Origin of the sequence: Roseateles sp. (assembly GCF_039929605.1) — a bacterium.
GTDB lineage: Bacteria > Pseudomonadota > Gammaproteobacteria > Burkholderiales > Burkholderiaceae_C > Pelomonas.
In genome coordinates this window covers 71,245-84,640 of sequence record NZ_JBDSQX010000136.1, presented here as the reverse complement: position 1 = coordinate 84,640, position 13,396 = coordinate 71,245, and the positions used below count along the sequence as shown (strand labels likewise).

The 13,396-nt window shown below is 71.0% G+C and carries 9 protein-coding genes; 4 read left to right on the top strand and 5 right to left on the bottom strand.

Going from position 1 to position 13,396, the window contains the following annotated elements; all coding sequences use genetic code 11:
• Positions 1-15: 15 nt before the first annotated feature.
• A complete protein-coding gene (locus tag ABIS05_RS18935; RefSeq protein ID WP_348011789.1) occupies positions 16-2,754 on the bottom strand; it encodes a pitrilysin family protein in 2,739 nt (912 codons plus the stop codon).
• A 148-nt stretch (positions 2,755-2,902) separates the two neighbouring features.
• Between ABIS05_RS18935 and ABIS05_RS18930 the strand changes: the two genes are divergently transcribed.
• Positions 2,903-3,571, top strand: coding sequence for a response regulator transcription factor (locus ABIS05_RS18930; protein WP_348011788.1), 669 nt, complete (start codon positions 2,903-2,905; stop codon positions 3,569-3,571).
• A gap of 177 nt (positions 3,572-3,748) precedes the next feature.
• Positions 3,749-5,161, top strand: a complete 1,413-nt coding sequence (locus tag ABIS05_RS18925) for a sensor histidine kinase (protein ID WP_348011787.1) — start codon at positions 3,749-3,751, stop codon at positions 5,159-5,161.
• Positions 5,162-5,301: 140 nt separating this feature from the next.
• Here ABIS05_RS18925 and ABIS05_RS18920 read toward each other — a convergent pair whose 3' ends face one another.
• Positions 5,302-5,535 (bottom strand): hypothetical protein, encoded by a 234-nt coding sequence (locus ABIS05_RS18920; RefSeq protein ID WP_348011786.1) that lies wholly within the window; start codon positions 5,533-5,535, stop codon positions 5,302-5,304.
• A gap of 105 nt (positions 5,536-5,640) precedes the next feature.
• Between ABIS05_RS18920 and ABIS05_RS18915 the strand changes: the two genes are divergently transcribed.
• Positions 5,641-6,195 carry a hypothetical protein gene (locus tag ABIS05_RS18915; RefSeq protein ID WP_348011785.1) on the top strand — a complete coding sequence of 185 codons (555 nt, stop codon included), beginning with the start codon at positions 5,641-5,643 and terminating at the stop codon, positions 6,193-6,195.
• Here the strand turns inward: ABIS05_RS18915 and ABIS05_RS18910 are convergent.
• Together ABIS05_RS18910 and ABIS05_RS18905 are read right to left on the bottom strand one after the other, a co-directional pair.
• Positions 6,185-7,447, bottom strand: coding sequence for an MFS transporter (locus tag ABIS05_RS18910; protein ID WP_348011784.1), 1,263 nt, complete (start codon positions 7,445-7,447; stop codon positions 6,185-6,187). The genes ABIS05_RS18915 and ABIS05_RS18910 overlap by 11 nt on opposite strands.
• Positions 7,444-8,238 carry a carbon-nitrogen hydrolase family protein gene (locus ABIS05_RS18905; protein ID WP_348011783.1) on the bottom strand — a complete coding sequence of 265 codons (795 nt, stop codon included), beginning with the start codon at positions 8,236-8,238 and terminating at the stop codon, positions 7,444-7,446. Before ABIS05_RS18905 ends, ABIS05_RS18910 begins: the two co-directional genes overlap by 4 nt.
• Before the next feature lie 93 nt (positions 8,239-8,331).
• On the opposite strand from ABIS05_RS18905, the gene ABIS05_RS18900 reads away from it, so the two are divergent.
• Complete coding sequence (locus tag ABIS05_RS18900) at positions 8,332-9,159, top strand: transporter substrate-binding domain-containing protein (protein WP_348011782.1); 828 nt, start codon at positions 8,332-8,334, stop codon at positions 9,157-9,159.
• 171 nt (positions 9,160-9,330) lie between these two features.
• Here ABIS05_RS18900 and ABIS05_RS18895 read toward each other — a convergent pair whose 3' ends face one another.
• Positions 9,331-13,386, bottom strand: a complete 4,056-nt coding sequence (locus ABIS05_RS18895; protein WP_348011781.1) for a YhdP family protein — start codon at positions 13,384-13,386, stop codon at positions 9,331-9,333.
• Between the last annotated feature and the right edge of the window lie 10 nt (positions 13,387-13,396).

Genomic DNA, 13,396 nt, shown 5'->3' with positions numbered 1-13,396 from the left:
CCGCTGCCGGCCGGTTCACTTCGCGGCCGCGGCCTTCTTGTCGAAATCCCCCGCCCACGACCAGTTGGCCTTGGCTGGGTCTATCCAGCGTTTGATCGCCGCATTCACCTCGCCAAGCGTCAGCGCCTCGCCGCGTGCGTCGAGGTCGGCGTTCCACTTGAACTGGCGGCCGAGTTCCAGGTGGCCGGCGATGGCGCCTGCCACGGCGCTGTCATCGCTGCGCCAGGTGTCGCTCTGGGCCTTCATCGCGCGCTTGGCGGTGTCCAGCTCGGCCTGTGTGATGCCGTCGCGCACGAAGCGGGCGAGTTCGTCGTTCAGCGCCGCCTCGACGCGGGCGCGGTTCTCGGGCGCGAAGATGGCGGCCACGCCGAGCTGTGCGTTGGGTTCGAAGCTGGAGGCGTTCAACCAGGCGCCAGCGCCGTAGGACACGCCTTCCTTCTGGCGCAGCCGCGTCAGCAGTCGCGAATCGAAGCCGCTGGCGCCCAGCACATGGGCGGCGATGCGCAGCGCCGCGTGGTCGGCGTGGTCGTCGTTCATCGGCAGCAGCAGGCCGCCGAAGACCATGGCGTTGGCCTTGTCCTTCAGCGTCTCGTTGAGCTTGAGGCTTTGCACGGCGGGCAGCGGCTGCGGCAGGCGGGCGTAGGCCTGCGGTGCCGTCCAGTTGCCGAACAGGCGCTCGACCAGCGGCTTGACCTCGGCGGGGTCGAAATCTCCCACCAGCACCAGCTCACCATGCGAGGCGCCAAGCAGCTCGCGGTGGAAGATCTGCAGCTTCTCCGGTGTCACCGTTTTCAGCGACGCGATGTAGTCGGGGAAGCTGGCGAAGTAGCGCGGGTCATCGGTCGGATAGGCCGCAGCCAGCGCGCGCTGCAAGGCTTGCGAGGCCACGGCCTGCGGCTGCTGGGCGGCCTCTTCCGCGCCGGCGATCTGCTGGCGCACCAGCTGCTCGACCTCGGTGGGCGGGAAGCTCGGTTCTTTCAGCACCTCGGCCATCAGCGCGAGGGCCTCGGCCAGCTGCGGGCGGCGGCTGCTCAGCGTGGCATTCGTGCCGCCGGTGGCGCTGCTGTTGACGGCCAGGCGGCTCTTGAGCTTGTCGAAGCTGTCGGCGATCTGCGCCCGCGTGTGCTGTTTGCTGCCCAGCTGCAGCGCCTCGCCGATGAGGTTGGCCTCGGTGCGCTTGCCGCGCAGGCTGTCCACGCTGCCGTAGTGAAGTTTGAGCGCGATGTCCACCGTCTCGCCGCGCGAGCGCTTCGGCAGCAGTGCCACACGCAGGCCGTTGGAGAGCTGAAAGCGCTGGGTGCGGCGGTCGATGTTGGCGGGGCTGGTGTCGAACACCTCACCGGCCGCGACGGCGGCCTTGGGCACGTAGCCCTTCAGCGCGTCGGCCGCAGCCATGGGCAGGGCCAGCGGCGTGCGCTCGGGCGCGGCCGTGGCGTAGAGGCGGCCCAGCGTGCGGTTGCTGGGCAGCAGCCATTGGCGCAGCGTCGCGTTGACGCTGTCCACCGTGGCAGCCTCAATGCGATTGCGCAGCAGGAACAGCAGGCGCCAGTCGCCGGCCGCGATGGTCTCGGACAGCGTCACGCACAGCTGCTGCGGGCTGGCCATCAGCTCGTCGAAATTCTTGGCCCACTGGGCCTGGGCGCGCTGCAGTTCCACGGTGGTGATGGGCTCCTTGGCGAGGCTCTCGACGGTGTCGGCCAGCAGCGCTTGAGCGCGGTCCACGTCGTTGTCGGACTTCAGCACCAGGCCGAAGTTGAGCAGGCCCGGCTCGGCGTTGCGGCCCGACCAGCCAAAGGTCTGGGCCGCGAGGCCGGGCTCCACGGCGCGCTTGTGCAGGCGGCCGCTAGGCGTGTCGGCCAGCGCCGTGACGGCGACCTCGAAGGCCGCGAAATCGGGGTGGGTCAGCGGCGGGATGTGATAGCTCGCAAACACACCCTGCATGGCGCTGACGCGGCGCACCGTCACCAGGCGCTCACCCTCCTGCACGGGCTCGACGGTGTAGGTCGGCGGCAGCAGGCGCGCGGGCTTGGGCAGGGCGCCGAACACGCGCGCGATCTCAGCCAAGGTGCGCTTGGCGTCAAACGCGCCGGCAACGATCAGCGTCGCGTTGTCGGGCTGGTAGTGGCGCTTGTAGAAGGCCTGCAGGCTGGGGATGTCGACATGCTCCACGTCGGAGCGCGCGCCGATGGTGCTGCGGCCGTAGGCGTGCCACTGGTAGGCCGCGGCCTGGGTGCGCTGGATGAGGATGCCGAGGGCGTTGTTCTCGCCGGCCTCCATCTCGTTGCGCACCACGCTCATCTCGGTGTCGAGGTCGCTCTTCAACACCTTGGAGCCGGTCATGCGGTCGGCCTCCATCGCCAACGCCCAGCTCAGCTGCGCGGGGTCGGCGGGGAAGGTCTCGAAGTAGTTGGTGCGGTCGGCATTGGTCGAGCCGTTGAACTGCATGCCCCGCTTGGACAGCTCGGCGCCGACGTTGGCGAACTTGGCGGTCGTCTTGAAGACCAGATGCTCAAGCAGGTGGGCCATGCCGGTTTCGCCGTTGCCCTCGTGGCGGCTGCCGACGCGGTAGGTCACGTTGACGGTGACGGTGGGCTTGGTGGCGTCGGGGATCAGCAGCACCTGCAGGCCGTTGGCCAGGCGGTACTCGCTGACGCCTTCGGCTTCGCGCACCGGCGCAGGCGATCCGGCGGGCGCGGCCACGGCCAGTAGCGGCAGCAAGAGGGCGATGGCGGCAAGGCGGGGCGGCAGACGCATGGTGAGGAGGCCAAGTCAGAAGTGGCGCCAGCATAGCGACGGGTCATCGCTTGAAGCCGGACGTCATGCCCCGCGCCTTGCCGCCGGCTGTCGTGGCGCGACAGCCCTGCGTCAGCGCCTGCAGGCGTCTCGCGCCATACTGCCCCCCATGCGCATCCTGCTTGTCGAAGACGACGAACAACTGGTCGAAACCACCGCTCGGGCGCTGCGTTCGCAGGGCTGGGTCGTGGACTGCACGGCCCGCGGCGAGCCCGTGCCGCGCTCGTTGAAGGAAGACGCCTACGACCTGCTCATCCTCGACATCGGCCTGGCCGGCATCGACGGCTTTGAGACGCTGCGCCGCGTGCGAGCCGAAGGTCTGCCCGTGCCGGTGCTCATCCTGACCGCGCGTGACGCCGTCGAGGACCGTGTGCGCGGCCTGGAGGGCGGGGCCGACGACTACCTCGTCAAGCCCTTCGCGCTGACCGAACTCGTCGCCCGTGCCCGCGCCCTCGTGCGCCGCAGCCAGGCGCGCACCAGCAACCAGTTGCAGCTCGCCCGCCTGCGCATCGACCAGGAGGCGCGCCGCGCCTACATCGAGGAAGAGCCGCTGGCGCTCTCCGCCCGCGAGTGGGACGTGCTCGGCTTCCTGATGGCGCGTGCCGGCAAGGTCGTGCCCAAGGAGCACATCGCGCTGGCCAGCAATGCCTGGGACCAGGGCGTCAGCGACAACGCCATCGAGGTCTGCCTGTCGCGCCTGCGCGCCAAGATCGAGCCGGGCGGCGTGCAGCTGCGCACGGTGCGCGGGCTCGGCTATCTGCTCGAAGAGATAGGTTGAAATGGCGCCCCTCGCCCAGCCTCGCACCGCTGTACGCGGGCGATTCTGGCCGGCCCCCCGAGGGGGCGCCGATGCTTGCGGCATCGGGCCGCAAGCACATCGGCTACCGGGCCGGCTTGGGAGCGGCCCGGCGCTCGGCCCCAAAGCCCAACGTTTTGACCCCGTAGGCAACTGAGCGTGGCTGAAGGCTCGCGCTCCAGCCTGCAGCGCCGGCTGTTCGGCTGGCTGATGCTGCCGCTGCTGGTGGTGCTGCCGGTGCTGGGCATGGCGCTCTACCAGCAGGTGCAGAGCAGCGCCCAGAGCTGGCTGGACGAAGGCCTGGAAGACACCGCGCTGACGCTGGTCGGCCAGATCGACCTGCGCAGCGGCGAGCCGCGCATCGACATCAGCGCCACCATGGACCGCGCGCTGCGCTTCGACCGCCAGGACGACGTCTTCTACCTCGTGCTGGGCCCGCGCGGCGAGGTGATGCAGGGCGATGCCGGCCTGACCGAGCTGCAGCCCCGGCCCAAGCCGCAGCCGGCGGGCAGCGCCCATTACGGCGATGTGCGCCTGCGTGGCCGCGAGCTGCGCCTGGTGCAGCTGGGCCGGGATTGCGGCAACGGCGGCGGCGGCATCTGCCAGGTGCTGGTGGCCGAGACGCTGCACAAGCGCGACGCGTTGCAGCGCGAGATCGCCACCTATGTCGCGCTGAACGGCCTCACGCTGGCCTTGCTGCTGGCGCTGGCCGGCTGGTGGGCGGTGCGCCAGGGGCTGACGCCGCTGACTGGCCTGAGCGCCGAGCTGGAGCGCCGCGACCTGCATCGCCTCACGCCGCTGACGGCGCGCCTGCCGCGTGAGCTGGTGCCGCTGCAGGCGGCCTTCAACCGCCTGTTCGAGCGACTGGACCGCGCGGCCGGCGCGCAGCGCGAGTTCCTGGCCGACGCGGCCCACCAGCTGCGCACGCCGCTGACCTCGCTGCAGACCGAGATCGAGCTGGCCATGCTGGAGCCGCACGACCAACGCATGGAGCCACTGCTGGAGCGGCTGCGCCAGCGCGTCGTGCGCAGCGCGCGCCTGGCCCAGCAGCTGCTGTCGCTGGCCCGCGCGGAGGACCGCAGCGTCGATGTCGGCTTTGCGCTCGACCTGCGCGACATCGCCACCGAAAGCGGCCAGGACTGGGCACACCGCGCGCTGCCCTCAGGCGTGGACCTCGGCTTCGAACTCGCCGAGGCGCGGTGCCTGGGCCACTCCTTCCTGCTGCGCGAGCTGCTGGAGAACCTCATCCACAACGCTGTCAGCTATGCCGGCGCCGGTGCGCGCATCACGGTGCGCTGCGGCGCTTCGGCCGATGGGCCCTGGCTGGAAGTCGAGGACAACGGCCCCGGCATCCCGCTGGCGGAGCGGGCTGCGGCGATGCTGCGCTTTCGCCGCGGCGGCAAGGCCGCCGGCACGGGCAGCGGCCTGGGCCTGGCCATCGCGGCCGACATCGCGGCGCGCCACGGCGGCCGACTCGAGTTGCTGGACGCCCACGGCGGCCCGGGTCAGACCGGCCTGAGAGCGCGGCTCAGCCTGCCGCCGGTGCCGCCGGATCCAGCCCCAGCTGCTTGAACTGGCTCATGGCCACGACAACGCGCCGCCCCGGCGTCGCCGGCACCTCGTGCATCGTCACGCTGGGAAACACGATCAGCGTGGCCGGCCTCGGCTGGTAGGCGCTGGTCTTGGAGAACACCGGCGGCGCGCAGCCTGCTTCAGCTTCCAGGTAGACGACGCAGCTCAGGTCGGCCGGCCAATGGGTTGTGCGGCGCCGTGTAGTCGGCCTGTTCGTAGATGGCGCCCCAGCAGTGCGTGACGAGCAGGTCCAGGCCCAGCGAGTCCAGGTCGCCCGACCAGGCCTTGGGCGCGGTCGCCTTGGCGATCTCGACGACGCTGGCGCACAGCGGCATCAGCTTGGCGTTGAGCAGGTAGCTCTTCCACGGGCTCATATAGGCCGCCTTGATTCGACGTGACGGCGGAGCGCCGAAAAGCCCGGCCTCCCGGCCTCATTTGCGCGCACCGGCGTGGCCGCTTCGCCCTAGCATGGCCCACCCATGTCACGCCTCGCCCTCATCTGTGCTGCCCTGCTGGCCTCTGTGCTGGCCGGCTGCGGCACGCCCAGCCAGCCGCTGCCGATGGCCATTACCCAGGCCGAGGCGCTGCAGGTGCGTGGCTGGGTGCCGGAATCGCTGCAACGCCAGGTCGCCCTTGCCCCCGTTCAGGGCGGTGAGGCGACGGGGCGCTGGTGGGGCTCTCGGGTCAGCGCCGTGACCCTGCAGCAGGCGCTGGACGAATCGCTCTACGCCGTGGGCATGCGGCCCGCCTCGCCCGAGCCCGCCGCGCGCTTCGAGCTGCAGGCCGAGCTGCTGCAACTGCAGCAACCCCTCGTGCCGGTCATGGGCGTGACGGTGGGCACGGCGGTGCGCTACACGCTGGTGGACAAGGCCAGCGGCAAGATCGTCTACCAGCGCCGCATTGCCAACACCGAAGAGGCCAGCCTCGGCGACGCCCTCGTGTCGCCGTCCGAGCGACTGCGCATCGCCAACGAGCGCGCGCTGCGGGCCAACATCAGCCTGCTGCTGCGCGACCTCGTCACGCTCAGACCCTGACTGTTTTCTCGTGGCTGCGGCGCCCGGCCGTCAGCCACAGCGCCAGCGCGCACAGCAGGCCCAGCATGCTGGCGATGCCGAAGAACTCCATCATCGGCGCATAGCCCGCCGGGTTGGCCGCGCTGGCGCCGGCGCGGTCGTTCAGCCAGCCAGCCACGAGGTTGGCGCCGCTGATGCCGGCGTTCTGTGCCACCCACATCAGGCCGATGGCGGTGCCGAAGCGGCTCGGCGCCACCAGCCGGCTGGCCAGCGGCCACATGACGGCCGGCACCAGCGAGTAGCTGACGCCGATCAACGCCGTCGACACCCACAGGCTCCAGTGCGTCAGCGCCATGACGGCCAGCGCCACTGGCAGCAGCAGCGCGCCAAAGGCCAGGAAGGGCGCGTAGCGGTTGAAGCGGTCGCACAGCCAGCCGAAGGCGGGCGTGGCGAACACGGCGGCCAGGAAGACATAACTGTTCATCTGCCCGGCGGTGGCCAGATCCAGCCCGTGGACATGCTGGAAATACTTGATCGAGAAGGTGCTGCGAAACGCCAGGATCACCGAGTACCACAGCACGCACAGCGCCAGCAGATACCAGTAGGCGCGGCCGAAGTGCAGCAGGTCGCGCCACGCCAGCTTTTCCGCCGTGCGGCCTGTCGGTAGCAGCCCGGCCTCGCGCGGGCGTCGGTCGACGCGCCAGTAGACGACCGACGCGGCGAATGACGTCGCCGCGATGGCCGCCGCGATGATGAGCGGCTGCTGCCAGGTCTGCGCGTACGCGGCGGCGAACCACGTCGGCGACATGTCGGCGCTGAACGACCCGAGGCGGCCGATGGCCAGCGCCAGCCCCATCGCCAAGGCGAGGCTGCGGCCGCCGAAGTAGTCGGCAATGGCCGCGAGCGTGGCGATGCTGAAGGTCTCCGCGCCGATGCCAAACAGCAGCCGGCCGGCCGCCATGCCGGTGAAGTTCGGGCTGAACGCCGTCAGCAGCGCGCCGGCCAGGCAGATGGCGGCGGTCACCAAGGTCATGCGCGCCGCGCCGAAGCGGTCCACCAGCACGCCGCCCACGAGGATGAGCACGATGTTGGGCAGGCTGTAGATGGCGTTCAGCAGGCCCACCTGGCTGTCGCTGAAGCCGCGCTGCTGCTGCAGCAGGTCGGCCACCGGGCCGATGGAGTCGTAGACGTAGTAGTTGCCGAACAGCGCGGCCGCCACCAGGGCGCCGATGAGCCAGGCCGTGCCGCGAGGCGGCTGAAGAGCGGCTGTCACAGCTTGCGGTGCGCGAGCGCGGGCAGCTGCTGGCGCACCTGGGCCAGGCGCGCCGGGTCGATGTCGGCAACGACGACGCCTTCGCCCTCGGGCAGCACGGCGAGCACCTCGCCCCAGGGGTCGACGATCATGCTGTGGCCCCAGGTGCGGCGGCCGTTCTCGTGCTTGCCGCCCTGGGCCGGCGCGATGACGTAGCACTGGTTCTCCACCGCGCGGGCACGCAGCAGCAGCTCCCAGTGCTTCTCGCCCGTCGTGTAGGTGAAGGCGGCCGGCACGGCGATCAGCTCGCAGGGGTTGTAGCTGCGGTAGAGCTCGGGGAAGCGCAGGTCGTAGCAGACCGACAGGCCCGTGCGTATGCCATCCGCATCGAATGTGGCGGGCTGGCTGCCCGCCTCCAGCACGCGCGCTTCGTCATAGCTCTCGCGGCCGTTGTCGTAGGCGAACAAATGGATCTTGTCGTAGCGCGCAACGACCTCGCCGGTGGGCGAGAACACCAGCGTCGTGTTGCGCACGCGGCCGGGCTGCTCCGCCTTGATCGGCAGCGTGCCGCCGATGATCCACAGCCTCAGCTCCCGCGCGGCGCGTGACAGCATGGCCTGGATGGGGCCGTGGCCCAGCTCCTCGGCGATGGCCAGCTTGTCGCTGTCCTGGTGGCCCATCAGGCAGAAATATTCGGGCAGGGCGGCCAGGTGGGCGCCCTGGGCGGCGGCCGATTCGAGCAACTCGCTCCCGGCAATGAGGTTGGCGCCCAGGTCGGGGCCGGACACCATCTGGAGGGCGGCTATTTTCATGACGGGGATGCTAGCGCCGAGCGCGCTGACAGCGTTGGCAAAGCGACGGAAGTCACGACGCCGGGGCGCGCCCGGGCTCAGAATCAGCGTTCCATGCCGACCTCTTCTTGCCTGCGGCGCCATGTGCTGGCGCTTCCCCTCGCGGCCGCGCTGTCGTCGGCCCGTGGCGCCGGCTCGTCGCTGACGCTGCGCCTGCCCGACCCCAACGCCTACAGCGCGCATGGCCAGTTCTTCATCGAGGTGTTGAAGCTCGCGCTGAGCAAGACGAGCGACGGCGAACATCCCCCGACGCTGATCCACTCGGCAGTCGACCTGCCGCGCGAGCGCCTGCGCCAGATGCTGGCGGACGGCCAGCTGGACCTGCTGTGGAGCACCACGACACCCGATCGCGAGGCCCAGGCGCTGCCGGTGCGCTTCAACCTGCTCAAGGGCACGAACGAGCTGCGCTTCCTGCTGGTGCGGTCGGCCGACTTGCCCGCGCTGCGCGAGTTGCGAACGCTGGACGCGCTGCGCCGCCTGCGTGCCGGTGCCGGCACCTACTGGAGCGACGCTCAGATCCTGCGAACCAACGGCTTCACGGTGGAAACGACGCCCAAGTTTGACGCGCTGTTCCGCATGCTCAAGGCCGGCCGCTTCGACTTCATCCCGCGCACTCGTGAGGAGATCGACATCGAGGTGGTGAAGCATCCCGAGCTGGGCTTGGTCGAGCTGCCGGGGCTGGCGTTGCAGTACCGGCAGCCGCTGTACTTCTTCGTCGCGCGCAACCGGCCGCAGTTGGCCGAGCGGCTGCAGCGCGGCCTGGCGCTGGCCGTGGCCGACGGCAGCTTCGACGCCCTCTTCATGGCCGAGCCGGGGTTGAAGACGGCGCTGGCGCAACTGCGTGGCTACACCGGGCTGCGGCTGCAGTTGCGCGCGTTGTAAGCCTCGCAGCGCTGAGCGGCGCCCGCATGTATTTGGGCCGAGCGCCGGGCCGCCCCAAGCCGGCCCGTCTGGCGATGTGCGTGTCGGTTGATCCGGCACGCATCGCCGTCCCCACGGGAGACCGACCAGGCGCGCTGCGCGTGCAGCGCCGCGCGACTGGGCGAGGGGCTCTCAATTCACCGCGCTAGCGGCCTTGGCCGGCCCTGCCACCTTCTCCACCTTGGGGTCGTCCCAGGTGCCGGTGATGTGGAACTCGCGCGTGTTGGCTGCGGCCATCGGGCGGCTCAGGATCATCTGCGCCAGGAAGGCGCCCAGCGCGATCGCCGGGTTGATGGCCGCGTAAGCCAGCGAGGCGCCGCCGGCCGACACCTCGGGCACGACGACGACGCGCAGCTTCTGCGTCTCGGCCGCCAGGTCGGTGCTGCCGTCCACCAGCACGGCCGCCTGCAGGCCGCGGATGCGGATGTTGTCGCTGCGCGCCACGCCGGCAGCGATCTTCACGTCGCCGCTCACGCCGTCGAAGGTGAAGCCTTCGGCGAAGACGTCGCGGAAGTCCAGCAGCAGCCGGCGCGGCAGCGACTGCAGGCTCAGCACGCCGAGCAGCCGGCCAACGCCCGGTTCCACCTTCAGGAAGGTGCCGCTGTCGAGCTGGATGTTGAGCGCGCCGGCCATGCTGGCGTACTGCGGCGCCAGCGGCGAGCCGTCCCAGCCCACCTGGCCGGCCAGCACGCCCTTGCCGCCGCGCAGCACCGGGCTGTCCTTCTGGCCCTGGCCCAGGCGCTCCAGCAGCTTGCCGGCGTCGTGCACGTCGAGCTTCCAGTCGAGCTCGGTGCGGCGCCCGGCCCAGCGGCCACTGGCGCTCAGCGTCGCGTCGGGCGACACGATCTGCAGCTTCTCAAGTTGCCAGTCGCGCGCGGCGGCGGGCGCCTGGGCCAGCACCTCCAGGCGACCCATGCGCTTGCCGCGCAGCTCGAAGTCGTCCACCTCGATGTCCAGCGACGGCAGCGGGCTGCTGCTGGCCGTGGCCTTGCCCGGGTCCATCAGCTCATTGACCGAATCGACTTCGGAGCGCGGCAGCGACAGCCGCGTCAGCCGCGCCTGCACGGCGTCGATGTGGCCGCCCTTGACGCCCTTCAACTCGATGCGCCCGGTCAGCTGCTCGGCATCGATGTTGAGGCGCCAGTTGTTGCCGTCGCGCGCGACGACGGCAGACACGCGGCCCAGCTGGCGGCCGCCCACCTTGAGGGCCTGGCTGCGCAGCGCGATCTGGCTGGGCAGCAGGCCCAGGCCGTCGCCACCCTCGCTGCCTTCGCCACCACTGCCGGCCAGTGAACTCAGCCGGTCCTGCCAGGCGTCCAGGTCCAGCGTTGCCACATTGGCCTGCAGCAGCACGCCGGCAGCGGGCAGCGCGGGCAGCTTCTCCTGCACGGCCAGCGCGGCGCGCAGCACCTGCGAGGTCGGGCCGGACACGTCGCGCTGCAGCTGCGCCTGCAGAAGCGGCGCGGCAGCCGTGCCCACCTCCAGGCGGATCTCGTCGCGGCCGGCGCCGGTGGGCGAGATCAGCAGGCGCAGCGGCAGCACGGTGTCGGCCTCCTTGCGCGCCGGCGCGGGCAGGTCCAGCGCCAGGCCTTGCAGGTTGCTGGACACGCTCAGCTCTGGCTGACCTTCCTTGCCCACGGCGAGCTGGAAGCGGTAGGCCGTTTGCCCGCTGGCGGCCTGCGCCAGACGCGCCACGGCGCCCAGCTCGGTGGTACGGCGCAGGCCCTCGGCGGTGGCCTGGCCCTGCACGGCAAAGCGCATGCTGCCATCGCGCTGGGTGCCGCCCTCGATGCCGGCATCGCCGCCCAGCAGCCGCGCCGTCATGCCGGCCAGCTGCAGGCCTTTGCGGTCGAAGTCGATGCGGCCGCGCGCGCCGCCCAGGGCGGGCAGTTCGGGCCGCAGCCGCAGGTCCACGCCGCCGAGTTGCAGCTGGCCCTTGACCGCCGTCTGCGGGGTGTCGTCCAGCGGGATGCTCAAGCCCAGCTTGAGGGCCACCGGCCCTTGGGCGGCCGTGGTGCTCAGCGCGTGGCCCAGCCATTCGTCCAGCGGCGAGGCGCGCACGAAGTTCAGCAGGTCGGTGCCGGCACCGCGGCCGGCGCCGTCCAGCGCCAGCACGCGGCCATGGTGCAGGTCCTTGATGCCGCCGTTGACGCCGCTCAGCTCATAGCCCAGCACCTTGGCACGGCCGTCCTTGATCTGCATGCCGCCGCGCTCGAAGATGACCTCGGCATCCACGCCTTCCATGACCGGCCAGTTCGTCCCGACATCGCTGGGTGGCACGTAAGCCAGCCGCACGCCCTGTGCCTGTGTGGAGACGCGGAAGATGCCGCCTGACTTCGGCGCATCAAAAGGAAAGTCCGCCAGCTCGCCCTTGATGCGCACATGGGTGTTGCGCGCCTCGCCGGCCAGCAGTGCGCGCGCGATGTAGCTGCGCGTGTTGGGCAGGCTCACGGGGATGTAGCGGGCCACGCGCGTCGCGTCCACGCGCTGGGCGACCCGGCCGGTCAGGTCCAGGAAGCCCGGCGTGGTGGCGCCGGCCGGGCGCTTCCACGTCACGTCGAACTCGCCGCTCAGGTCGGGTGTCTGCAGCTGCAGATCGCGCAGGCGGAGCTCGACGTGGCCGGGCGTCTTGGCCGTGGCTTGGGCTTGGGGCGGGGCTGGTGACGGGGCTTGGGGCAACAGCCACGTCAGCTGGGTGGACAGCCGCGTGATCGGCAGCCGAGAGTCCTCGAACAGCCCGGGCAGCTCGACCTCGCCGTCGTGCACGGCCAGCCTGGCCGAGCCGCCACGCTCGCTGGCGTCCAGCGCCAGGCTGGCACCGCGCAGGCCGGGGCGGCCGAGGTGGCCTTCCTGCTCGCTGCGTTTGGCGGCCAGGGCCAGGCCGTCCAGCTGCGCCTTGACGCGGTAGCTGCGCGGTGCGTCCAGCGCGCCCTGCCATTGGCCGGAGAGCGCTGTCAGCACGCCGCGCGGCTCCAGCTCGGCCAGCAGCTCGTGGGCGCGCTCGCCCAGCGGCAGGCGCTGCGCGATCTGCGCCATCAGCGCGAAGTCCAGGCGCTGGGCGTTGACCTCGCCGCCCAGCACTTCATCGTTCTTGCCGAGCTGCAGCGACACGCCCCAGTCCGAGCGCGGCCAGGCGACACCGTCGCCGCTGACGAAGCCGAGCTGGTGGGCCTGCAGGCTCAGGGCACCCTGGCTGCGCGCCAGGTTCAACCGGCCTTCGATGTGATCCAGGTCCAGGTCGGGCGCGGATTCGAGCACCTTCAGGCGCACGGCGCGCAGGGCCAGGTCCAGCGTCGCGCTGACCGGCTCGCCGTCCTTGATCTGGCCCCAGACGCGCACGGCGCCGTCGCCTTCGCTGAGCTGGAAGGGCAGGTCCACGTGGCGGCGCAGCTGGCTCAGGTCGGCGCGCGGCAGCTCGGCGTAGAGCTCGCCGCTCCAGTGCTGGAACTCGGCGGGCCGCTTCAGCACGCTCTGCGTGAACTGGCCGCGCAGCGTGAAGCGCTGTCCCCAGTCGGCCGGCGGCGTCGCGTCCAGGCGCAGCTGGTGGCGGCGCAGGCCGTTGCGCATGATGAAGTTGAGGTCGGACAGCTCCAGCGGCCGCGCGTCGGCGCGCTTTTCGTCCACCCAGCGCACGCGGCCCTTGATGATGGCCAGCTCGGGTTGGCTGAACAGCCAGTCCAGGCCGGCGTCGGTGGTGCCGGCGTCGGTGCGCTCGGCCTCGTCCAGGCCCAGGCCGCCGATGAAGATGCGGCCGCTGGCGTCGCGGCGGATGACGAGTTCGGGGGCGTCCACCAGCAACTGCGAGAAGCGCGGCTGCAGCACGACCAGCGACTGCGCCGACAGCACCGCCGTGACGCGCGGCAGCGTCAGCGCCGGATGGCCGTTTGCGTCCAGCACACGCACGTCGCCCAGCTCCATGCGGGGCATCCAGCCACCGGATTCGACCGTGATGCTGCCGATGCGCAGCTCTACCCCCAGGGCCTTTGAGGCTTCCTTTTCCAGCCAGGGGCGCCATTCATTGGCGTGCGGGAGAATGGCCCAGTGCAACACGCTCCAAGCCACCACGCCCAAGCCCCACAGCAGGGCCAGCAGCAACAGCGCCCAGCGCAGAGCCCGCCAGCAGAGGCGCAAAGGCCAGCGCGTGGCGCGGGTGCAGTGATGGAGAGCGGCCGAGAAGTAGTCAGACACGTTGTTCAGC